Raw genomic sequence first — 21415 nt, 5'->3', positions numbered from 1 at the left:
GACTCCTGCGGGAGGACAGGCCTAGGCGAGACAGCGCAGTGCGAAACACAAGGTGGCTCGCCAGCCGCCCGCGGAAAGCGAAGCATATTTCCGCAGCGAAGGATTTTCGACTAAACAAGATTTCAAGTTAGCTTCACCAATTCACCAGCACAATTCAAGAGTCCTGAATCAATCGATATGTTTAGCCAGAAACTCCTTCAATTCCTCCACATATCTCTCCCGATGGATAACAAACGCCTCGCCATGGCTGGAATCGTCAAACAGAACCAGCTCGGACTCGCTGTTCGTATTTGCATGGAGCTCTTCCGCCATCGCCGTCGGCACAAAGGTATCGTCCTTGCCATGGATATACAGGATGGGAATCTCTGTCTTTTTCACCTGTTCCAAGGCAGATGCTTCCTTCAAAGTGTATCCAGCCCTCACCTTCGTCACCATTCCTGTACTTGGCAGAACTGGTATATCCGGAAGATGGAACATGCGCTCCAGTTGGTAATCAAACAAATCATATACACTGGTATAGGGGCTGTCGGCCACTACTGCCTGCACATTGTCCGGCAGATCCTCTCCACTGGTCATGAGCATGGTAGCCGCCCCCATCGAAACACCATGCAGGACGATATCAGCATCATCCCCCAGTTTCTCGATTGCCTGATCTATCCATCCCAGATAATCCAGGCGGTCATGCCAGCCGAAGCCGATATATTCGCCTTCACTGTTTCCATGGCCACGCATATCTGCCGTAAAGATGTTATAGCCAAGCTCCTCATGATAATATTCTCCATACAGTCCCATATCCGTACCCCTGCCGAGATACCCATGAGCGAATATAACCGTTTTATCTGTCGGCTCATCCGCTTCCAGGTAGTAGCCCTGAAGCGTCAACCCGTCATGTGTCTCCAATTCCCATTGCTCAAAATCCTGAGCGGCCGTCCATTCACGCCATCCGCCCTCCAAAAGAACATCCATCGTTTCTGCAGATACTTCCAAATCGGAATTGCCGACCAGGAAATCTTTTACATTCCGCTCGATTGCTAGATCATAAAAATAGAAGCCGGCAACTGTATTTATAATGAAAAGGGCAACGAAAAGCCCTATACCCGTTTTTAACCAGAATTTCTTCTTCACTGCTTCCCCCCCTTGCTCTTATGCATCTATTATACTAGATAACCAGATTTCTGCAGGAAAAAATCCGGTGGTATTTCTTTACAGCGTAGACTTTCCCGAAGGTTCCCCCACCTGCTAATCAATTAGCTTCTAGCAATCTTTCCTTTTGCAGCGATCCATAATTTTTGAATCTCAGAAGCTGCCAATTTTTTGGGAATGCCAAAACGATTGAGGATATAAGAGGGATGGCTAACATCTAATTACTTTTCTTCCGGCAGCCGGCGGGCAGGTGTTAAAGGGGGACCTGGAATTGGCGGAGCTGATGTCAGAGAACCCCGTTTTACGGATCAGCACATATAAATGTACAAGCATAGACGCCCCAGAAATCTAATGATTCAAAATAATCATAAATGACAGACCTATGTGAATATTTTACCATTTTAAGGGAAATTACATCTTTTACCAACAATATATAGTATAATGAACGGACAGACAGTGCAGTCATGCAGGCTCAATCCCCCAATGGAAGGGGTTGAGCGCGTGATTCCAATTGACAGAACGCTGGAACTGATGTTTCTGTTTTCCACGCTAGTCTTGTTAATTGTAAACAGCCGTGAAAAAAAGTAATCATCCCAGAGAAACATCTGTAGGGATCATTACTTTTTTTCGTTCCCGAAGAGCCTGCATGAATTGATACTGTCTTTCGGGGCCGTAAGGTGGAGCTTACGGCTCCATATCATGTTATGCACGATGGTAATCTTCCATGCCTTACAGATTTTCCGAACGAGAAAGCCCGTGCAGGGCGTAACTCGTCTTTAGACATGGAATGATAGTGAGGTCAGACAAGGGGTAGCTTTTGCTACCTTAATTGTCAGAAAATATGCTATACTTGGCATATAGACAAGCAAAAGTCTCTAAAACATTCTCGTTCATTGAAAAAATAGATATTGTAAAAGGTTCGATAGCCGAATTCATGCTATCGGTAAAACAATATGTGTCGTCAAGCACAAGACGATAAAACACATACGAACGAAAAAGCTGTACGCTATGGTCATAGTAGCGTAGCCCATGAACCTATATGGTCTGTCATGGGAAGGGTGATGGCACACCCCCATCTAAAGACCTGTCCAAAACAGAAATGGATTGCGGACGTTAAGGTACTTTAGAATCCCACTCGAATCAGAAGGATTAGAGCTTGCGGTTTTAGCCGTGGGAGTGTCAATCATTAACCACATTATATCACAAATGAATCTTGGAATGCCTTACTTCCTTCCTATTGAATAAAAGCCTCCTGTTCATCTATTCCACCAGCTGTCCAGTGCAAACCCTTTTACAGATAATCAAGCAGGATGCTCCATGCCTCCACCTTGCCTTCGAATGTTTTCGTGTACCTTCCAGGAATAGGGCTGGTCGACGGCAGCTTCACAACATCGACACCTTCCGTAACCTCATCCTTAAAATTCCTCCGAAACGTCTGATAGGATTTGGTTCCATTACAGGCAATCAGCCGGATCGACGGGTATTCCTTCAAGAGGCCGGGGATGTCATTCGGCACCTCATCAATGATGTTTGCATCCAAACTCCCTTCCCGGTAACAGGTTCCTATTGTGTCCCACAAAGCAATATGGTTGCGTTTGACAAATTCCAGCTTTTCCTGGTAATCCTTCATCGGCTGTTCATTAAAAAGTTCAAATAGCAGATCCCAAAAATGGTTCCGCGGGTTCCCGTAATACTCCTGCTTTTCAAGTGACATTCCTCCCGGCATAGAGCCAAGAATAAGCACTTTCGGTTCAGCAGGCAAAACTGGTGCGAACGAACGGAGTTTTTCCGCCATCATCATCCTCCTTTTCTGTCTTTGATTAAAACATGTTTTTCCCGGGAATACCATATGCAGAAACATCAAGAAGGGAGTGTGGCAAATGAAAGCCATTGTTATCAATGAATATGGCAATGTCAGCAAGCTGAAGGAACAGGAGATGCCTACCCCTGACCTTGGGGAGAAACAGGTATTAGTGGAAATGCATGCGACCTCTGTCAATCCGATCGACTGGAAAGCACGGGAAGGTTATCTGCAGGAAAAGCTGCCGTTTGACTTCCCGATTATTCTGGGCTGGGATGCTGCAGGCGTAGTAGCTGGAGTTGGAAGCCAGGTGAAGAATTTTGCTGTCGGTGACCGGGTCTTCGCAAGGCCGGACACTACCAATAGGGGCACTTACGCAGAATACACGGTCGTTGACGAAAACCTGCTGGCGAGGATCCCAGAAGAAATCAGCTATGAGGAAGCGGCAGCTGCACCGCTTACAGCCCTGACAGCTTGGCAGTGCCTCGTCGATTTTTCGAATGTCAAAAAAGGAGATAAGGTCCTGATCCATGCAGGCTCGGGTGGTGTCGGAAGCTATGCTATCCAGCTGGCCAAGCATTTTGGCGCCTACGTAGCCACTACTGCCAGCGGACGGAATGAGGAATTCGTCAAAGAACTTGGCGCTGATCAATTCATCAATTACCAGGAAGAAGACTTTGAACAGGCATTGGAAGACTTTGATATTGTTGTGGACACGCTTGGCGGTGAAGCACAGCAAAAGAGCTTCTCTGTCCTTAAGGAAGGCGGAAAGCTCGTATCCATCGTAGAGCCGCCAGAAGAGACTGCCGGAGCAGCTAAGCGGATCAAGTCCGGCTTCCATTGGCTTGAACCGGACGGCAGACAATTGGCAGAAATCGCTGCCCTTATGGTGACCGGGGAAGTCAAATCCCATGTAGGCCACAAGTTCCCGCTTACAGAAGAAGGCGTCAAAGAAGCGCATAAGCTGAGTGAATCCGGACATGCCAAGGGTAAAATCGTCATTAACATTAAGTAAGTGAAATTGTGAATTAACAGAAATGTTTAAGCCCCTTGAAATAGTGATATATGTATTGCAAGAAAGGATGCTCCACATCTTTTCTATAAATCATTTACGGGGGTGGAAAATATGGCAGAGAACAGATATAAGACTGGTGAAAATGCACCGGAAAGCGGCAAGTATAAAGTAGACAGTCTTGCCAATGGCAATACAAGCAATGATGATACCACCATTGAAATTAGTAAAGGCGATCAGTTTCCGCCATCACCATCCGAGCATGAAGCAGCATACTGGGTAAAAGCATAATCGCAATCATTCCCTCCTGCCTCTTGCAGGGGGGTTACCTATGTTGGATTGTTCAACCTAAAAGATAAAGTTATTGTATATGGAAGAAATGAGGAGGAGAAACATAGTGCTATTACCAAAGATAAAAACCAGGGAGAAAGATGATCGTTATGACCTGGAAGTTGTCCAGGGTCCATTTAAAATTTACTTCACCGAGAAGTATGCAACCTTGCAGCTTATTGGTGATATTCTTGTCGGGGTGTCTTTTGTTACCGGAAGTATCCTGAACTTTTGGGATGCTACCGACTTATACGGAAATATCGCTTATCTGCTTGGGAGTCTTTCTCTCACCATCCGTCCGATTCTCAAGATTATCCGCAAGACCTGGATCTATGGAACAAAAAAAGAGGAAACCGATTCAGAAGTGGATAAATAAGTACCTCCTGTATCTCCCTTTATTTCCCCTGGGAGTCCTACATATCATAAAATGGAAAGTTGGTGGCTGGGACATAACTTATGTTTGTCTAACCTAAAAGATAGGGCCACAGTATACAGCGGAGGAAATATACGCAGACTCCGACGGGAGGACAGGCCTAGATGAGACACCGCAGTGCGATAAGCTCAAGGTGGCTCACCAGCCGCCCGCAGAAAGCGGAGTATATTTCCGAAGCGGGGATTCCCAGGAATTTCTTTTGGATTACAACCTCTTCATATATTACCGCTCACATTAGAAAGTTTTCCGCCTGTCTACAGCTAACTCATGCACCCTTACGTACCATCCCGTGTTTTCCCCTGTCTGGACCTTCTTTCTTTAGCCGTTTCATCTTTCTTTCCCATCCTGTTCCGCAGTTCCCTGTACCAAGCAACAACATACTTCTCCCCCTCAAATAATCGGAGCCACCAAGCACCCAAATAGAGGAGGCTGGCCAGAATCAATACAGCCAATATATTCCCTCCCACCAGTTGAGACCAGAAATAGCCCCACTCCGTCATGTCTCTCGGACGCTGAGCTGCAAACAAGAGACTAATCACCGGTAAAGCCAGGGTGATGACTACTGTTAAATAAGAAAGATTCAAGCTCCTTCCCCGGACAATGCAATAGACAGCACTTGCCAATGTTGCCAATAGAAATAAACAAAATATGATCCACAATGATAATGGCACTGATTCCATTTCCTCACCTCTTACAATTTCCTGATCATGTCTGTCTTCACTTGCAGCACAAAGAGCTCCCAAGATTTCTCGGTGATCCAGTTCGTTCCCCAAACGTCTTGGTTTTGGAGCATTGTGCCAAGAAGCCAGAACCTTCGTGCTGTAATGAACAATGGAAGGCTTTCCAGGTCATCACTGGATAATTTGCGCTGTGACGTGTAACCTTCCAAGAATGCCTCCCAGCATTCCTCTTCCTGCTCTCCATAATTAGTAAGCAGATTCCACCATGAGACCGCTACATCATATGCCCGGTATCCAAAAGCTGATCGATCGAAATCAAATACTTCCAAGCCGGATGCGGTTAGATGCATATGATGATTATGGAAATCGCCATGGCAAAAACCTGTCTCAAGATCCAAGCTTTCCAACCATGTCTTCAGATTGGAGACCACTTCCTGTATATCCCCTTCTGTCTCCCTGCCAAAAAATTTGCGGATATACGGTAAGATGAATGCTGAAGGCTCATCCAGTAAATGTGCGGTATCCAGTTGGAAGCCCCGATCCACTGTCGGATGAAAATCATCGGTATTATTATGTAATTTGCCAAGTGACTCTCCAATCAAACGTGTATTTTCCGGTTGGATCGACGGCCTTTCTCCATCAGTATAGGTGAACAGTACACCGTACCGAATTCCCTCTGGCGCCGGCACTTCTGATAAGTAGGAACCATCCTCCATAGCAACCGGCACGGAAAGCCGGTAGGGTTTTCCCCTCAAATGGAGCAGGGCTTCCAATTCAAATTGGATGGCCTCCCTGCTTCTCCATCCATGCCTGTACAATCGGTAAATATAATTCTTTCTGGGAGTAATGATCTGATAAACATCGTTCAGTCCCCTGGTCAGAAATTTGCAGCTGGTAATTGGGCCCAGCCTGTACCTTTCCAAGAGCTTCATGATCGACCTTTCATCTGCTAAACTATGTTTCACTTTCCATTCCATCATTGCTGTCCCCCACTTGTTGCTGATACACCATCTATAACTTATTCTGTTTCTTCCGTCCAATCTCCTGCATGCGGGTCAAAATTTCCCCTATAAAAAAAGCCTCCTCCTAGAATTAAAAGGTGCTTTGCGCATGCTGCACTTTTATATTTTTTGGAGAAGGCATTTTTTACCGCTACCCTTAAGCCCTACTTCCCAAATAACGGAGGATATTGAATCCGAAGCAGAATATCCCGGCCACGGTTACAATCCCACCGATACTGGCAACCGGGAAGAATAGATTACTCACTCCAGAAATGCCAAGGGCAAGCGCAACCATCATGACCGGCAGTCCCAGGTTATGGAGCCAAAAATGTACTTTTGCTGCAGTGGTCAGGGCTAAATGAGGAAATAAGGTATAGAAAATGCCGGCAATTGCCAGACTCACCCAGCCAAGCAGGTTCACATGGACATGCACTGTCGCCAGATCATATACATGGAAAATAGACATGTACAAACCAAAAGATACCCCCACAATGAAATAGACAACAGATATTTTAATCAATTTTTCCCCCATCGTTCTCCCCCCTTAGGGAAAATATATGCTAAAGGAGGAGGACTTTAGAAGGATATCAATCAATTATTCGGGCCATCTGCCCAATTTACTGGTTTTGGCCTGCCGTCTGCATCTTCCGCTTCACCTTTTCGGGCCTTGTCTCTTTCATTCGGAACGCCAGGATTAATGCAGCCAATGACAGGGCCGTTGTCACATAAAACGCTACATTCACCCCGTGAATCACCTCAGAAGGCAATGCATCCTCCCCTGTATTCAATGCGGAATTAGTCATGACAGTGACCAGGATTGCCGTACCTATCGAAGCTGCCACCTGCCGCATTGTATTGGTCATCGCCGAACCATGCGGGATCATTTTCTTGGACAACTGATTGAGGCCAGCAGTCGTCGCCGGCATCATGATCATGGATATGCCCAGCATCCGCAATGTGAACACCACCGTTAAATAGGTAAGTGACGTGTCCACGGTGAGATTGGTATATAATAAAGAAGTCAATGTAAGGAGCACCAGGCCGATAATCACCAGCCACCTGGCCCCGAACTTGTCAAAAATCCTGCCGTTGATCGGGGACATAAAGCCCATGATCAAGGCACCCGGCATAATCACCAGACCAGATTCAAAAGCCGTATAGCCTGCCATTCTCTGCATATAGATTGGCAAAATGGTTTCCGCACCAATCAATCCAATAAAAGCGATCATTGTTATGACAGTTGTGATGGTAAACAGCCGGTTTTCAAATACGCGAAACTCCAGGATCGGCTGCTTCAGCTGGAACTGCCTGCGTATGAAAAATATCAGGGAAACTGCTCCCACTAAGATTGAAACAATGACCACGTTGTCAGTCCAACCGTAATTGCCGGCACTGCTGAATCCAAATAGGAGGCCGCCGAAGCCTACCGTTGAAAGAATAATGGATAGATAATCCACTTTCGGGAAGGTCCGCTCTGTAATGTTTTTCATGACAAAGTAGGCAATAATTATATCAATTACCGCAAGAGGGAAAACCAGATAAAATAATGATTTCCAATGATATTGTTCCACCAGCCAACCGGAAACAACAGGGCCCATTGCCGGAGCAAAGCCAATGACCAGTCCTACCATCCCCATTGCCGCCCCTCTTCTCTCAATAGGGAAAATAAACAAGAAGACCGTCATCATCAATGGCAGCATAATCCCTGCACCGGCAGCCTGAATGATCCGCCCGACCATCAATACCGCAAAATTCGGTGCTGCGATACAAATCAAGGTGCCAACAGCAAACAGGCCCATCGCTGCCAGGAACAGCCTCCTGGTCGTAAAAGTCTCAATAAGAAAAGCGGTCACCGGTATCATGATTCCATTGACCAGCATAAAAATAGTTGTCAGCCATTGGGCCGTATTCTCTGTAAGATTCAAATCCGCCATGATATGTGGTATGGCAGTTGCTAAAAGTGTCTGATTTAAAATAGCAAGAAATGCTCCGGTTATCAGTACGGCAACAATCGGAAGTTTATTGATCTTACTGATGTCCTGCACCTCTTCCTTCCTCAATGGCTGCACCTCCTCTCAAGCAATAGCCCATATTTTTGCTTACTGTGCCGATTTACCGTTAAAATCAACATAGCAGTGTTTACCAGTATACTATACTCTGTTCATTAATTCCCGCACCATCACTCATCCCACCTGCCCAGCTCACAAGCATCAATAAAAACTGAAGGGAGGAAATCCGGATGTTGACTCTTTTTAATGCCCTATGGCTCATTGTCTTCCTTTTCGGTATCGCCACCATAACCGGAATGCACCTTTATAAAAAGAGAAAGGGCAGGCAGTTCCCACATCGGGAAATAATTTCATTCAGTTTATTCTATCTGCTCATCCTGCTTTCCGCTCTTATCGCCTTTATAGAAGAGGGATGGTCGCAACGGATTATTATGTATATCCTGCTGCTTGCCTTGATTACCATCTATGCGGTTTGGAAAGTGTCCGGACGGAAGAACCGATCATAAAAAAAGAGCAGTATTGACTGCTGCTTGGGGAAACCAAGAATTCAAAAGGCCGGCTTCCCTCAGGAAACCGGCCCGGTCATAATCATAGTTACAGCCACATTTGCCGTATGCTTTAATAAAAAGTTTTAAACCACCACTTCACTAAGTGGGTGTTTGCAGGAACCTTCCTGTCTTCCGCTACTCCATGGCGGCACGACATTCCAATCCCGATGTAAAACTCCCTATTCATCTGTTAGAGGTTAAAACTTAATTAGATACGAACAATGCAGCTTGTATTTATATAATACCCGGAGTGAGCCCAAAAATCAATAGAAACTTTATCCATACAATTAAAACAGCAGTTCATATACTTCCGTAAGCTCTTTGACCCGGATATCATGCTGGACACCCTTCGCATAATCCAGTTCATTTTCCAACACATCATTTAAATACGTTATCTCTTCCTCATCCAGATCTTTAACAAAATGCCCTTCACTTACATATTGGTTTGTCTCCATCTTGCGGACAATCTGCTGACACATTTCATTATCCATATAATTGGATAATGACTCACGCAGATAATTCAATGTATGATCGATTGGAATCACCCTCTAAATTTTGGTATTCTTCTTTTTCGCACGATCCTCCAATTGGGATTTCGGACGCTGATCCGCCCTGTCCTCTGTCAATCCCTGTGGGTTTACGCTGGAATGCACACGCCGCTGACTGCGATTATCATTTTTAGCCACTGAAAACACCTCCATCCTATAGTTTGGCAGAAATGCCCGGTTCTATGCCTGCACCTGTGGACTTCACGGAGAAAAGTTTTGATGAGGCTGCTGGCAATTTCGGCATGCGTGCTGGCGATAAAACCTGGCTCCTGCTGATTTCACACGCGTGCTGCCGATATATTCTCGCTACTGCTGATTCCCCGTGTGTGCTGCCGATATAATCACCATCCCGCCGATTCCGACGCGCTCCTGGCGATAAATTCATGCTCCAGCCGATTCCCACTCTGCGCACAAACCAAAAAAGCACCGCTGCGAACGGTGCTCATTCATCTATTCAGCCGACAACTTCTCGTATTGGTCCCGAAGCGAGCGCTTTAATACTTTCCCGCTTGGATTCTTGGGAAGCTCCTCCGTGAAATCAACATACTTAGGTACTTTATATTTGGACAACTTTTGCCTGCAGAACTCCATCACCTGCTCTTTGGAGAGTTCTGCTCCTTTTTTCGGTACAATAATCGCAGTGACCGCTTCGATCCAATAGGCATCCGGTATACTGATCACTGCTACTTCCGATACGCCATCCAGCTGATAGATCGTCTCTTCGACTTCCCTGCTGGACACATTGACTCCGCCGGTATTGATCATATCTTTTTTGCGGTCGACAATTGTTATATAGCCATCTTCATCCATTACACCCAAATCTCCGCTGTGGAACCAGCCACCCTTGAAAGCTTCCGCCGTCTTCTCCGGATCATGCAGATATCCTTTCATGGCATGAGGGGTGCGGTGGACGATTTCTCCGACTTCTCCACGCGGTACTTCCTGATCGTCATCATCCACAATCTTGGTCTGGACATTAAGGGTCGGGACTCCTGCTGATCCCAGTTTGCGTAGTTGATCTTCCGGCTGAAGGGCCGTGGCAAGCGGGGCAACTTCTGTCTGGCCATAGAAGTTCCAGAACTTGGCATTCGGCAGCCGCTCCGCCAGTTCTTTCAAAATCTCCCGCGGCATGATGGCGGCACCATAATAGCACTTCTCCAAGGAGGAGAGATCCCTTTTATCAAAGTCGGGATGCCTCAAAAGAGCGATCCATACAGTCGGCGGGCAGAATAATTGGCTCGCTTTCTCTTTTTCGATCGTCTCCAGGATGACCTCGGGAGAAGCTGCATCCAAAATGATTCCGCTTTGTCCGAGATAAATCGCAGGGCCCAAAAAGACATGCAGCTGTGCACTATGGTATAGAGGCAGCGCATGGATGGCGACATCCCTCTCCTCCATTTTCCCATCGATGATACTGCTCACATATTCACTGATTAAACTTTTATGAGTGAGCATAACCCCCTTCGGCCTGGATTCCGTCCCGCTTGTATAAAGGACATGGGCCAGGTCATCATCCTGGATATCCGTATCCACGAAATTTGCCGGCCGGCCTGCCCGCAGCTGTGACAGAGGTGTCCATGCCGCAAGACTCCCGCTCTCCGCCCGTGAGATATCCATTAGATAGCGGTGTCTCACTTCTAATCTACCTGCCGCTGCATCCAGTGTGGGCGCGTATTCCTCTGATGCAATAAAGCCGTCCGCTTCTGCATGCTCCACAATATATTGAACATCCTCGTTGTTAAGCATATAATTGATCGGGATCATTACTGCTCCAATCCTAGCAAGCGCAAAGTTGACGACAACGAAATCCAAGCTGTTTTTGGACATGACCGTAATCATATCGCCTTTTTTCATCCCCTCGGCACGGAAAGCCTGTGCCGTTTGATTCACCATGTCATCCAGCTCGGCGTAATTCAGGCGGATATTTTTGTAAGCGATTGCGAATTTGTCCGGCATACGCTCCCTTGTCCTCGCCAGCAGATCACCCAATGTATTCCTCCGCGCCCTCTCCAGTGTCTTCTCCAATCCATCCTTTGCGTTTGTTTCCAGCTCCATACACCCACTCCTCCCGTTTGTTGGATGTCCTACGTGCTGAATATTCTATTTTTTATTTTAATTCAGTCAAATGGAATTGGCAAGATAATTTATGTCTGTACAAAAAACTAGACCCTCCACAAATATATGGAAGGCCCTAGTCAATTATTCAGCGAATACTACTCTCGTATTTCCGATCATATCATGAATCCCTTGCTTTTCAGGAGAGAAGGCGACAACCAGGTACAGAAGCGCCAAGATGGCAAATGCCCGATGCAGGAACCTGCCCACAACCTCCCGGAAAAGCAAGTCTCTCCATGTTAACTTTCCGCCATCTTCCGAGATGACTTTCAGGCCGAAGATCATCTTTCCTAATGTCTGCCCAAAAAATCTGGTCATCAACAGGAAGTATAGATAAAAGATGATGGATCCAAGTATTCCTGCCACTGTCCAATAACCAATCTCCACGGCTCCTGCATCCGTAAAAATCCTTAGCGGACTGAGAAGGATCCCGCTCACAGCCGCTGTAATAAGCAGATCGGCCAGATATGCCCAAAACCTCATCCAGAACCCTGCATATCTTCTGGTGACGGCTGCAGGTGCAGCAGCCGGATTTCTTACTTCTTCCTCACTCATTCCTGCAGCCTCCTTATTCTGAATATAGATACATTGCCCGTGGGGCATTCGTCTGCCTGAGCAGCTCGAGCATCCCGTGCAGTTCAGCTTCCTCACCGAACATGCTTTTCACTGTTCCGCCCAGAAACTGGTCAATCCCGAGCCCTGGCTGATATTCCACGACTTGCGGATCCTCTAGCCCCTGTTCTTCCTTCATCATGTCGATGGTGTCTGTCAGTGAGCCAAGATCATCAACCAACCCCAGTTCCTTAGCTTGACTGCCTGTGTAAACACGGCCGTCCCCCAGTTCCCTGACCCGCTCTTCACTCATCTCTCTTCCTTCCACGATGACCTGGACAAAATCTCCGTACATATCGTCGATTATCGTTTGCAAGATGTCTCGTTCTTCTTCTGTCATATCTCTGGAAGCGGACATGATATCTTTATATTCGCCGCTTTTAATCGTATTGAAATCAATGCCCAGATCATCGGCAAGGTCGGAAATATTGATGCTTTGCATAATGACGCCGATTGAACCAGTCAATGTCGCCGGATGTGCAACAATTTTATCTGCCGGTGCAGAGATGTAGTAACCGCCGGATGCAGCAGTATTTCCCATCGATATGTACACAGGCTTGCCGCTCTCCTCCTGCACTTCTACGATTTTATCATGGATTTCTGCACTCTCGACCACACCACCGCCAGGCGTATTGACCCGAAGGATTATTCCGTCTGTCATAGCATCCTCGCCTGCCGCTTCAATCATTTCAAGAAACTTGTCATGATTGTAGCCGCTCGTATTGAATGCTCCTCCAGTCGTATCCTGAATGACCCCATTTAAATTGATCACAGCAATTTTGCCTGCGCCACCGCCTTCTTCAATTACTTTTTCCTCAAATGGTGTGTCATTCATGCTGAAGATTTCTTCAAAATCGGCCGTCATAAAACTTGCCGCGGCCTGCCAAATCACAGAAAACACGAGCAGGCCTGCGGCAATGGCCAGGGCAATCCACCGTTTGGTATTCATATCAATGGTCTCCTTTCATCCTTACTTATTCAATAATTCCTTTAAGTTTCGTATTTCCTCTTCCGTCAGTGTGACACCTTTCCCCATCTTTTCCTTGTCCGGGGCCCAGTCACGCAGATCGTATTTAGGCTCCCGTCCATTCCAGCTGATCAGGTTCAGTTCCTTTTTCCATCCTTTCGGCGACTCGGATAGGACGCCGATGGTCTCCACCACCTCATATTTCAAGTCTGCCATGTTGATTCCCTCCTTATAGATAGATTCTTCTGCTTTTTGCTGGCCGCTTTGATTTAGGCGGGTAATAACCCCGTTCATAGATTCTGCCTTTTGTTATCCGGCACGCTTCCAGCAAACCCCTCCCGCTCTATAGGCGGACAGCGCCTGCATGAATACTTTTGCAGCCACGCGTGCATCTTCTAATGCATGATGGTGTTCAAACCGCATACCATGATGTGCTGCAACGGTATTCAGCTTATGATTCATCAGGTCGGGCCATACCCTTTTGGAAAGATTCGCTGTACAAAGATAATCCATCTCTGGGTATTCCAGGCTGTAATGGTCCAATGTCTGGCGGATCACACTCATATCGAAGCTTGCATTATGTGCGACCACCAGCTGCCCCGAAAGAAAGCTGTTCAGCTCCGGCCATAGCTGGGCGAATGTCGGCGCCTCCTCCACATCCTCTTCCGTAATTCCGTGAATCCTCGTGTTGAACTGGCTGAAAGGCATGAGAGGATTAATCAGGCTGTAATATTCTTTCTCAATCTCATGCTGATTGGCTACAACGATCCCTACTGCACATGGACTGAAGCGTTTTTCATTGGCGGTTTCAAAGTCAATGGATACGAATTTCATAACATATGGACCCTTTCTATGCTGGTATTCTTTTCCTATGATAACATTTATCCCAACAGCCCGGCATGCTTTCTGTCCCATCCATATCAAAAACTGCTGCCAGAAATTGCTTCTCCTTTGGATGTTATACTTTCAGCAAATAGGGAATGAAATAGAAGAAAGAACCTATCAACCAGTATTGGACATCATGAAAGGAGCAGATGGCCTATCCATTCTGTCACGCTATTCGTCATATTCATCATTTCAGCAATTCTTTCTGTCTTTGCCGCTGCTCAGCTGTCTAAATATGCCAACATCATCAGCAAGCAGGCAAAAATAGGTGGATTCCTGGCGGGAACGCTGCTCCTCTCTGTTGCCACTTCACTGCCTGAGCTTACAGCAACCATCTCTGCAAGTGTGATTGGCAATGCTGATATTGTCATCGGTAATGGAGTGGGGAGCATACTCTTCAATATATTTGTCCTGTTCCTGCTCGATGTGCATTTCCGCCGGAAGCGCCTCTTCCTTACAGCCTCCCATAATCATTTATATACCGGATACCTTGCCTTGCTGCTCTGCGTACTGACAGCTCTTGGGCTTGGGTTCAACTTCAACTTCTCCCTGTTCGGCTTGAGCTTCACCAGCTTGGCCCTTATCGTTGTCTACTTGCTTGGCATGAAGCTGCTTTCCGGAAGCCCGCAGGAAGAAGAGGTTCAGGAACCTGACAAAAATACCCGGCTGGGGCAGGCCGTCCGGCGTTTCCTCATTTTTGCGGCAACCATATTTATCACCGGCAGTACGTTGTCGCTTACCGGAGACGCAATTTCCCAGCAGACCGCCATCAGTGCGACGGCGGTCGGCAGTCTGATGATCGCCCTGGCAACTTCCTTGCCGGATGCAGCAAGTGTATATACCGCATTGAAATTATCCAATATGAACCTTGCGGTGGGGACTTTGCTTGGGAGCAATGCTTTCAACATTACCATCCTTGCTGCAGGGGATTTCTTTTATCCCAAGGGGAATATGTGGCAGGCAGCCAGTGATGATCTGCTGTACCTCTCCCTGCTCGGGTTCCTCCTTACTGCGATCGTCATGATTAACATCAAACGCGACAGGACAAGGAATATGCTGACGTACCTACTTCCTTCATCCTTGGCACTGATCAGCTATGCAGCAGGGGTCATTTACCTCCTGGCAGGTTAATGCAACACCCATAAAGAAGATGGAGGAAAAGGCAGAATTTTCCTACACCATGTATATCTTGACTTTTTCATGGACCGGGTGTATTGTACGTAGTAAATAAATCGAATACTGAATTTTCTTATCCAGAGAGGTGGAGGGACTGGCCCTTCGAAGCCTCGGCAGCAGACTGGCAATCCGTCAGTACTGTGCCAATTCCAGAAGCTTGCGTGCTGAAGATAAGAAGAGCCTCAATAAAACCGAGCCCTCTTCTTATGGATAAGAAGGGGGCTTTGACGTATTCTCACCCCAACAGCGCACAAAGAAGATCTTGCCTCCGGTCCCAGCGAAAAACCGGACAGTGTCTACAGTTCTATGCGCCTGACTAGAAAGAAATCAAGGAGATGAAGAAATGACCCATAAGAGCATCGAAACGAAACTCGCACAACTTGGAAATAAGAGTGATAAAAAAACTGGCGCCATCAATCCACCGATCTATTTGTCGACTGCCTACCAGCATGTAGGACTGGGACAATCAACCGGCTATGACTACACCCGCACTAAAAACCCTACACGCACCCTTTTAGAAGATGGAATCGCCGACCTGGAATCAGGTGACAAGGGATTTGCATGCAGTTCCGGCATGTCTGCGATCCAGCTGGTTCTTTCCCTCTTCCGTTCCGGCGACGAAATCATCGCACCTGACGACTTATACGGCGGCACCTATCGTATCTTGGAGCAGTATGAGAAGGCATATGACATCATTACCCGCTATATGCCATTTACGAGCATTGAAGAAGAAACAGAAGAACTGGTCACGGATAAAACGAAAGCAATTTTCCTGGAAACTCCGACCAACCCATTGATGCAGGAAATCAATATTACAGAAGTCGCCGAACTGGCCAAACGCCATGATTTGCTGCTGATCGTGGACAATACTTTCCTAACCCCTTATCTGCAGCGTCCGATTGAATTGGGGGCAGATATTGTCATTCATAGTGCCACCAAATATATCGGCGGCCATAATGATGTTCTTGCAGGCTTGGTTGCGGCCAAGGGAGAGGAGCTATGTGAAAGACTGGCTGTTTTGCATAATACCTCTGGTGCTGTATTGTCCGCCTTCGATTCGTGGCTCGTTATGCGCGGCCTGAAGACACTCTCACTGAGGATGGACCGCCATCAGGAGAATACCAGAAAGATTGCAGAATTCTTGGAGGGCCACACCGCGGTAGAAAACGTATTGTATCCGGGCAAAGGCGGAATGCTGTCCTTCCGGCTGAAAAACAGTGACTGGGTCGATCCACTGCTACAAAATCTCGAACTGATTACGTTTGCGGAAAGTCTGGGCGGTGTAGAGAGTTTTATCACCTATCCAGCTACCCAGACACATGCAGAGATACCTAAAGAAGAAAGAGAAAGCCGCGGCATCACCGATACACTGCTCCGCTTTTCCATCGGGATCGAACGCGCCGAAGACTTGATAGAGGATCTCGACCAGGCACTTAATAGACTGTAAAAAAAATGCGATCACCCCTTACGCTTGGGATGATCGCATTTTTTCTCTGTCATAATTCAAATACTTTCTCCTCGATGGTAAATCTCCGGACAGCTTCCTCATCCAGTTCATAGCCGATTCCCGGCCGGTCGAGGACGGAAATTTCGCCATCTGTCACTACCACTTCCGGCTTGATGATGTCCTTTTCCCAATAGCGGGAGGATCCAGAAGTGTCACCAGGAAGCAGAAATTGAGGCAAGGTGGTCAACGCTATATTGTGTGCCCTGCCGACACCTGCTTCCAGCATGCCACCGCACCAGACCCGGATACCCTGCCGCTGGCAAAAATCATGGATTTTCCGGGCTTCCGTCAGCCCTCCGACACGGCTGATCTTGATATTGATCACCTGGCAGCTGCCCGATTCGCGGGCCTTTTTAACATCCTCCAGCGAGGTGATGCTTTCATCCAGACAAACAGGTGTCTGGATAACTCTTTGCAGTTTTGCATGGTCGATAATGTCATCCGCTCCAAGCGGCTGTTCTATCATGAGAAGATCCAGATCATCCAGCTGTTTCAGGTGGTCGATATCCTCCAATGTATAGGCAGAATTGGCATCTGCCATGATCGGTGCCTCGGGAAATCGGCGCCGTACTTCCCTTAGGACATCTATATCCCACCCCGGCTTTATCTTCAGCTTGATCCGCTTATACCCCTCCTCCAAATACTGTTCCATCACCTCGAGGGTATCCTTGACGGTCGGCTGGATGCCGAGACTGACCCCTACATCAATTTTTTGCTTTTTGCCCCCGAGCGCCTCGGCAAGAGGTATGCCTTTTCGCTTGGCATAGAGATCCCAAACCGCCCCTTCCACACTTGCCTTGGCCATGTTGTTCCTTCTGATTGGCCGGAACAGCTCGGAGACCTCATCCGGATGGCTGACTTTATTCTCTCCCAAGATCGGAATCAGGAAATCTTCCAGCATATGGCGGGTCGTTTCTACCGTTTCCTCTGTATACCAAGGTTCGGTGAAGGCAGCCGATTCGCCATACCCCGTATTCCCCTCCCCATCACTTGCCGCCAGCAGAAAGAATTCTTTATGCCTCATGGTTCCGAAACTGGTGGCAAATGGGGTCTTCAGCCGCATTTTCAGCCGCTTCATCGTAATTTTCTGTATCGGGACTTCCATATCGACGACCTCCCATTCTTTTCCATTGAAAGACAGCAGCCCTTATGTGGACTGCTGTCTATTTTTCTATATTTAAAATACTATAAGATGGGCAATCAAGACAATGATCGGCAGCGTGATGATGGTCCGTTCCACAAAGATGATGAACAGTTCAAGGAAGTTGATCGGGATATTCGAACGCATAATGAGTACACCGATTTCCGACATATAAATGATTTGAGTCAATGAGAGAGCACCGACAACGAATCTGGTCAATTCACTCTCAATACCGCTTCCCAGCACTGCCGGAAGGAACATATCCGCAAAACCGACAAGCATGGTAGGCGCAGCCGCGGCAGCTTCCGGAATTCTCATCCATTCGAGAATTGGCACCAGCGGATAGGAAAGAATCTCAAAGATTGGTGTATATTCTGCGATAATCAAGGCTGCAGCCCCAAGGCTCATTACAAGCGGAATCAATCCCATCCATATATCGAGCACGGTCTTTGAACCGCTTTTCACGAGTTCCATCGGGCTCTTCGCCTCTCCTGCCTTACGCATGGCTTCCTTCCAGCCCCACTCTATGGAAGAGACACCTTCTGGGACCTCTTCATTGATCTGCTTTCCTACCGGCTCATAATAAGTATCCTTTTTTCTGGAAAGCGGCGGGATCCGCGGCATAATTACAGCAGCGACGACACAGGCAAATGCCACTGTAAGATAAAGCGGGATGAATAAATGTCCGACACCAATCACATTGGCAACCACCAGACTGAAAGCAATCGATGATACGGAAAACGTGGTGGCGATCACAGAGGATTCCCGTTTGGAATAGAATCCTTCATTATATTGCTGGGTTGTTACGAGGACACCGACAGGGCCGGCCCCCATCCAAGATGCCATACTGTCAATCGACGATCTGCCCGGCAATGTGAAGATCGGACGCATCACTTTCTGAAGCAGCGAACCGATGAGTTCCATCAGGCCAAACTCCACCAGCAGTGGAAGCAATAGCCCAGCGAACAGGAACCATGTCAGTAATACAGGTGCCAGATCATACAGTACTACTCCACCTGTATTCATGGACCAGATGAACTCCGGCCCGAATTCGAACAACGTCATGATCCCGACCAAGAAACCAACCAATCTCATGGTAAATCCGAACGGCCCTGTAATGAATAATCCTTTCAGAAAAGGGCTGTCCATCATGAACTTCGGCTTGACTGCAATTGCAATCGTGGTCATGACGGTGGACATTCCCAATATGGCCACGATGACTGCAGGCAGTGCTTCACCGAATGCCCCCTGCAGAGAGGAAGCCAGTATGCCGACACCAATGGTGAACTCCCCGTCCACTTTGATTGGGACGAGGAAAAACAAGACACCTATCAAAGAGGGGATCAGGAATTTCCAAATCGGATTGGCACCTGTTCCTGCCAATTCTTTATTACTATTTATCTCCATCCTATAAACCCCCTTCTAAATCTGTCAAAACCTCATCCAAAATGGCAATGCCATGCTCGACCTGCTCTTGCGTGACGGTGAGCGGTGGAATCATACGGATGACTTCTCCGGCATTACCGCATAAATAGAACAGCACCCCTTTTTCCAAGCAGCCGTCGAGAATCTTCATGACGAGTTCTCCATCCGGATCCTTCGTCTGGGGATGTTCGATTTCAATGCCCAGCAGCAGGCCGACTCCCCTTACATCTTTTATCATCTCGTGCTTCTGCTTCAATTCATCCAACTTGGAAAGTGCATGCTCTCCCATCGCATTGGCGTTATCCAGCAGTTTCTCCTCTTTCATCACTGACAGGGACGCTCTTGCGGCTGCACATGCCATTGGATTCCCTCCAAAAGTAGTTGCATGTGCCCCCATCGGCCATTGATCCATCAGTTCCTTGCTTGCAACTGTTGCACTTAGTGGCATACCCGCTGCAATCCCTTTGGCGATCGCCATAATATCCGGTGTCACATTAAACGTCTGGGATGCGAACCAATTACCCGTCCGGCCAAAGCCAGTCTGCACCTCGTCAAAGATGAGCAAAATGCCGTGGCGATCACAAATTTCCCGAATTTTCTTCAGCCAGGATGAAGGTGGGATAACATACCCGCCTTCCCCCAAGATCGGCTCCACAATCATGCAGGCCACTTCCTCTGGATCCACCTGGTGGCTGAACAAGCTTTTTGCTTCCCTTTCCAATTGTTCAGGGAAGTACTCCTCAGGGTCTTCCCCTTCTGGACAGTTCTGCGGATTCGCATATGGCAGCTGGTAAGTCAACCAGGATGGCTGCTGATGCTTCCGGTACTTGCTTTTGGAGGTGGAAACACTCATGGCCCCAATCGTCCTTCCATGGAACCCGCCGGTAAATGAAATCACATACGGACGCTCTGTCACGTATTTGGCCAGCTTCAATGCTCCTTCAATAGCTTCCGTTCCACTGTTTCCGAAAAAGAAATTATCCAGATTGCCGGGGAGAATGCCCTGCAGTTCCTCGGCAAATTTCAGGATGGACTCATACATGATGACACCGGAAGGTCCATGGATCAGATGATCGGCACTGTCCTTGATGGCCTGTACTACTTTCGGATGGCGGTGTCCCACGTTCTCCACTGCTATCCCGGACGTAAAGTCCAAATATTCTTTTCCATCCACCCCATAGTAGTAGCAGCCTTCCGCTTTTACCACAGGAAGATTGGGATGGTCCTTCGCCATGCTTGGCGCCAGATAATCTCCTATGGTTGCCGTCAGATCTTTCCAGTCTCTTGATGTCTTACACATATGATTGCCTCCTGTATAAAATCGTATATTTATTAATTGATGTTAATAATTATACATAAAATATGCATACATGCAATGCCTTTTCGACAATTTTTGCGCAGCTCCAATGGCTCCTATCCATGGACCTTTGACCTGCAAGCGCTCTCTTATTAAGGCATGACTGCATTCCTTTAGCATCGCACTTTCCGAAAAAAAGGTAGTACATCCCTTTTCTTTCATATGTTAGTATAGAGGAATATGAATCTATTTTTTCCAAAAATAATAAAGGAGTGTCTATGAATGGCAGAGAAAATGAATGTGGAGAGCTTTAATCTTGACCATACGAAAGTAAAAGCGCCATATGTACGTCTCGTTGGAGTAACAGAAGGTGCCCATGGCGATAAAGTCTATAAATATGATATCCGTTTCAAACAGCCGAACAAGGATCATATGGAAATGGCCGGCCTGCATTCCATCGAGCATCTAATGGCCGAGAATATCCGCAATCATATGGATAATGTCCTTGATATCAGTCCAATGGGCTGCCAGACAGGATTCTACCTTGCTATCCTGAATACGGAGGACTATGACTTAGTCCTGGATGCATTGGAAAAGACATTGAATGACGTATTGGAAGCGACAGAAGTTCCGGCATGCAATGAGGTCCAGTGTGGCTGGGCGGCCAACCACAGCCTGGCGGGCGCTAAAGATATCGCCCGTGAAATGCTTGACCACCGCTCAGAATGGAAAGATGTATTCGGGAAGTAAGTAGGACGGCAGCATAAAATTAGAGGGATACTGAT

The 21415-nt window shown here is 47.3% G+C and carries 23 protein-coding genes, 1 other RNA gene and 1 riboswitch; of the genes, 7 read left to right on the top strand and 17 right to left on the bottom strand.

Going from position 1 to position 21415, the window contains the following annotated elements; all coding sequences use genetic code 11:
* Nucleotides 1–168: 168 nt before the first annotated feature.
* Both ACFODW_RS01835 and ACFODW_RS01830 read right to left on the bottom strand, forming a co-directional pair.
* Entirely contained in the window at nt 169–1125 is a 957-nt protein-coding gene (locus ACFODW_RS01835) for an alpha/beta hydrolase (RefSeq protein WP_390302054.1), read from the bottom strand.
* A gap of 1309 nt (nt 1126–2434) precedes the next feature.
* Complete coding sequence (locus ACFODW_RS01830) at nt 2435–2938, bottom strand: DNA-deoxyinosine glycosylase (protein WP_390302051.1); 504 nt, start codon at nt 2936–2938, stop codon at nt 2435–2437.
* Between the two features lie 85 nt (nt 2939–3023).
* Between ACFODW_RS01830 and ACFODW_RS01825 the strand changes: the two genes are divergently transcribed.
* From ACFODW_RS01825 to ACFODW_RS01815, 3 genes are all read left to right on the top strand, one after another.
* Entirely contained in the window at nt 3024–3959 is a 936-nt protein-coding gene (locus ACFODW_RS01825) for an NADP-dependent oxidoreductase (RefSeq protein ID WP_390302048.1), read from the top strand.
* 111 nt (nt 3960–4070) lie between these two features.
* Nucleotides 4071–4247: a YjzC family protein gene (locus tag ACFODW_RS01820; RefSeq protein WP_390302045.1), complete on the top strand. Its 177-nt coding sequence runs from the start codon at nt 4071–4073 to the stop codon at nt 4245–4247.
* Nucleotides 4248–4353: 106 nt separating this feature from the next.
* The gene (locus tag ACFODW_RS01815; RefSeq protein WP_390302042.1) at nt 4354–4662 is read left to right on the top strand and encodes a YrhK family protein; all 309 of its coding nucleotides are present in this window, start codon (nt 4354–4356) and stop codon (nt 4660–4662) included.
* A 332-nt stretch (nt 4663–4994) separates the two neighbouring features.
* Here ACFODW_RS01815 and ACFODW_RS01810 read toward each other — a convergent pair whose 3' ends face one another.
* The 4 genes from ACFODW_RS01810 to ACFODW_RS01795 all read right to left on the bottom strand — a co-directional run bounded on the left by ACFODW_RS01810 (nt 4995) and on the right by ACFODW_RS01795 (nt 8460).
* Nucleotides 4995–5399 carry a hypothetical protein gene (locus tag ACFODW_RS01810; protein WP_390302039.1) on the bottom strand — a complete coding sequence of 135 codons (405 nt, stop codon included), beginning with the start codon at nt 5397–5399 and terminating at the stop codon, nt 4995–4997.
* A gap of 11 nt (nt 5400–5410) precedes the next feature.
* Complete coding sequence (locus ACFODW_RS01805; protein WP_390302036.1) at nt 5411–6379, bottom strand: phosphotransferase enzyme family protein; 969 nt, start codon at nt 6377–6379, stop codon at nt 5411–5413.
* A 178-nt stretch (nt 6380–6557) separates the two neighbouring features.
* A complete protein-coding gene (locus tag ACFODW_RS01800; RefSeq protein ID WP_390302032.1) occupies nt 6558–6932 on the bottom strand; it encodes a cytochrome-c oxidase in 375 nt (124 codons plus the stop codon).
* Between the two features lie 85 nt (nt 6933–7017).
* A complete protein-coding gene (locus ACFODW_RS01795; protein WP_390302029.1) occupies nt 7018–8460 on the bottom strand; it encodes a DHA2 family efflux MFS transporter permease subunit in 1443 nt (480 codons plus the stop codon).
* Between the two features lie 179 nt (nt 8461–8639).
* Here ACFODW_RS01795 and ACFODW_RS01790 point away from each other — a divergent pair, with 179 nt between their 5' ends.
* Complete coding sequence (locus tag ACFODW_RS01790; RefSeq protein ID WP_390302026.1) at nt 8640–8915, top strand: hypothetical protein; 276 nt, start codon at nt 8640–8642, stop codon at nt 8913–8915.
* Between the two features lie 88 nt (nt 8916–9003).
* Here ACFODW_RS01790 and ssrS read toward each other — a convergent pair.
* The 8 genes from ssrS to ACFODW_RS01750 form a co-directional block, all read right to left on the bottom strand.
* Nucleotides 9004–9190: non-coding RNA, 6S RNA (gene ssrS / locus ACFODW_RS01785), on the bottom strand.
* Between the two features lie 54 nt (nt 9191–9244).
* On the bottom strand, nt 9245–9502 hold the full coding sequence (locus tag ACFODW_RS01780) for a sporulation protein (RefSeq protein ID WP_390302023.1): 258 nt from the start codon (nt 9500–9502) through the stop codon (nt 9245–9247).
* Nucleotides 9503–9505: 3 nt separating this feature from the next.
* Complete coding sequence (gene sspL, locus ACFODW_RS01775; RefSeq protein ID WP_390302020.1) at nt 9506–9643, bottom strand: small, acid-soluble spore protein L; 138 nt, start codon at nt 9641–9643, stop codon at nt 9506–9508.
* Nucleotides 9644–9955: 312 nt separating this feature from the next.
* On the bottom strand, nt 9956–11560 hold the full coding sequence (locus tag ACFODW_RS01770; protein ID WP_390302017.1) for an acyl-CoA synthetase: 1605 nt from the start codon (nt 11558–11560) through the stop codon (nt 9956–9958).
* Nucleotides 11561–11704: 144 nt separating this feature from the next.
* Complete coding sequence (locus tag ACFODW_RS01765; protein ID WP_390302015.1) at nt 11705–12175, bottom strand: RDD family protein; 471 nt, start codon at nt 12173–12175, stop codon at nt 11705–11707.
* A gap of 13 nt (nt 12176–12188) precedes the next feature.
* The gene (sppA, locus tag ACFODW_RS01760; protein ID WP_390302012.1) at nt 12189–13181 is read right to left on the bottom strand and encodes a signal peptide peptidase SppA; all 993 of its coding nucleotides are present in this window, start codon (nt 13179–13181) and stop codon (nt 12189–12191) included.
* 21 nt (nt 13182–13202) lie between these two features.
* Nucleotides 13203–13415, bottom strand: coding sequence for a YdbC family protein (locus ACFODW_RS01755; protein ID WP_390302009.1), 213 nt, complete (start codon nt 13413–13415; stop codon nt 13203–13205).
* A gap of 93 nt (nt 13416–13508) precedes the next feature.
* A complete protein-coding gene (locus ACFODW_RS01750; RefSeq protein ID WP_390302006.1) occupies nt 13509–14033 on the bottom strand; it encodes a 3'-5' exonuclease in 525 nt (174 codons plus the stop codon).
* Nucleotides 14034–14210: 177 nt separating this feature from the next.
* Between ACFODW_RS01750 and ACFODW_RS01745 the strand changes: the two genes are divergently transcribed.
* Together ACFODW_RS01745 and ACFODW_RS01740 are read left to right on the top strand one after the other, a co-directional pair.
* Nucleotides 14211–15215 (top strand): sodium:calcium antiporter, encoded by a 1005-nt coding sequence (locus ACFODW_RS01745; RefSeq protein ID WP_390302096.1) that lies wholly within the window; start codon nt 14211–14213, stop codon nt 15213–15215.
* Between the two features lie 115 nt (nt 15216–15330).
* Nucleotides 15331–15437: riboswitch (SAM riboswitch) on the top strand.
* 166 nt (nt 15438–15603) lie between these two features.
* A complete protein-coding gene (locus ACFODW_RS01740) occupies nt 15604–16707 on the top strand; it encodes a methionine biosynthesis PLP-dependent protein (RefSeq protein WP_390302003.1) in 1104 nt (367 codons plus the stop codon).
* Between the two features lie 49 nt (nt 16708–16756).
* Here the strand turns inward: ACFODW_RS01740 and menC are convergent, their stop codons facing one another.
* The 3 genes from menC to ACFODW_RS01725 all read right to left on the bottom strand — a co-directional run bounded on the left by menC (nt 16757) and on the right by ACFODW_RS01725 (nt 20633).
* Nucleotides 16757–17872 (bottom strand): o-succinylbenzoate synthase, encoded by a 1116-nt coding sequence (gene menC, locus ACFODW_RS01735; protein ID WP_390302001.1) that lies wholly within the window; start codon nt 17870–17872, stop codon nt 16757–16759.
* A gap of 72 nt (nt 17873–17944) precedes the next feature.
* Nucleotides 17945–19315 (bottom strand): YjiH family protein, encoded by a 1371-nt coding sequence (locus tag ACFODW_RS01730; protein WP_390301998.1) that lies wholly within the window; start codon nt 19313–19315, stop codon nt 17945–17947.
* A 1-nt stretch (nt 19316) separates the two neighbouring features.
* Entirely contained in the window at nt 19317–20633 is a 1317-nt protein-coding gene (locus ACFODW_RS01725) for an aspartate aminotransferase family protein (protein ID WP_390301995.1), read from the bottom strand.
* A 279-nt stretch (nt 20634–20912) separates the two neighbouring features.
* On the opposite strand from ACFODW_RS01725, the gene ACFODW_RS01720 reads away from it, so the two are divergent.
* Nucleotides 20913–21380, top strand: coding sequence for an S-ribosylhomocysteine lyase (locus tag ACFODW_RS01720; protein WP_390301991.1), 468 nt, complete (start codon nt 20913–20915; stop codon nt 21378–21380).
* The last annotated feature ends 35 nt before the right edge of the window (nt 21381–21415 follow it).

The organism is Virgibacillus sediminis, assembly GCF_042643265.1.
Lineage (GTDB): Bacteria > Bacillota > Bacilli > Bacillales > Amphibacillaceae > Virgibacillus_O > Virgibacillus_O sediminis.
This window is presented reverse-complemented; position numbering and strand designations above follow the sequence as displayed.

What these genes read in the sequence shown, in the direction of transcription:
- ACFODW_RS01725 (WP_390301995.1), bottom strand. Translation starts at nt 20,633, where the DNA reads ATGTGTAAGACATCAAGAGACTGGAAAGATCTGACGGCAACCATAGGA.
- ACFODW_RS01755 (WP_390302009.1), bottom strand. Translation starts at nt 13,415, where the DNA reads ATGGCAGACTTGAAATATGAGGTGGTGGAGACCATCGGCGTCCTATCC.
- ACFODW_RS01750 (WP_390302006.1), bottom strand. Translation starts at nt 14,033, where the DNA reads ATGAAATTCGTATCCATTGACTTTGAAACCGCCAATGAAAAACGCTTC.
- menC (WP_390302001.1), bottom strand. Translation starts at nt 17,872, where the DNA reads ATGGAAGTCCCGATACAGAAAATTACGATGAAGCGGCTGAAAATGCGG.
- ACFODW_RS01805 (WP_390302036.1), bottom strand. Translation starts at nt 6,379, where the DNA reads ATGATGGAATGGAAAGTGAAACATAGTTTAGCAGATGAAAGGTCGATC.
- sppA (WP_390302012.1), bottom strand. Translation starts at nt 13,181, where the DNA reads ATGAATACCAAACGGTGGATTGCCCTGGCCATTGCCGCAGGCCTGCTC.
- ACFODW_RS01765 (WP_390302015.1), bottom strand. Translation starts at nt 12,175, where the DNA reads ATGAGTGAGGAAGAAGTAAGAAATCCGGCTGCTGCACCTGCAGCCGTC.
- ACFODW_RS01825 (WP_390302048.1), top strand. Translation starts at nt 3,024, where the DNA reads ATGAAAGCCATTGTTATCAATGAATATGGCAATGTCAGCAAGCTGAAG.
- ACFODW_RS01820 (WP_390302045.1), top strand. Translation starts at nt 4,071, where the DNA reads ATGGCAGAGAACAGATATAAGACTGGTGAAAATGCACCGGAAAGCGGC.
- ACFODW_RS01790 (WP_390302026.1), top strand. Translation starts at nt 8,640, where the DNA reads ATGTTGACTCTTTTTAATGCCCTATGGCTCATTGTCTTCCTTTTCGGT.
- ACFODW_RS01830 (WP_390302051.1), bottom strand. Translation starts at nt 2,938, where the DNA reads ATGGCGGAAAAACTCCGTTCGTTCGCACCAGTTTTGCCTGCTGAACCG.
- ACFODW_RS01740 (WP_390302003.1), top strand. Translation starts at nt 15,604, where the DNA reads ATGACCCATAAGAGCATCGAAACGAAACTCGCACAACTTGGAAATAAG.
- ACFODW_RS01800 (WP_390302032.1), bottom strand. Translation starts at nt 6,932, where the DNA reads ATGGGGGAAAAATTGATTAAAATATCTGTTGTCTATTTCATTGTGGGG.
- ACFODW_RS01770 (WP_390302017.1), bottom strand. Translation starts at nt 11,560, where the DNA reads ATGGAGCTGGAAACAAACGCAAAGGATGGATTGGAGAAGACACTGGAG.
- ACFODW_RS01720 (WP_390301991.1), top strand. Translation starts at nt 20,913, where the DNA reads ATGGCAGAGAAAATGAATGTGGAGAGCTTTAATCTTGACCATACGAAA.
- ACFODW_RS01810 (WP_390302039.1), bottom strand. Translation starts at nt 5,399, where the DNA reads ATGGAATCAGTGCCATTATCATTGTGGATCATATTTTGTTTATTTCTA.
- ACFODW_RS01730 (WP_390301998.1), bottom strand. Translation starts at nt 19,315, where the DNA reads ATGGAGATAAATAGTAATAAAGAATTGGCAGGAACAGGTGCCAATCCG.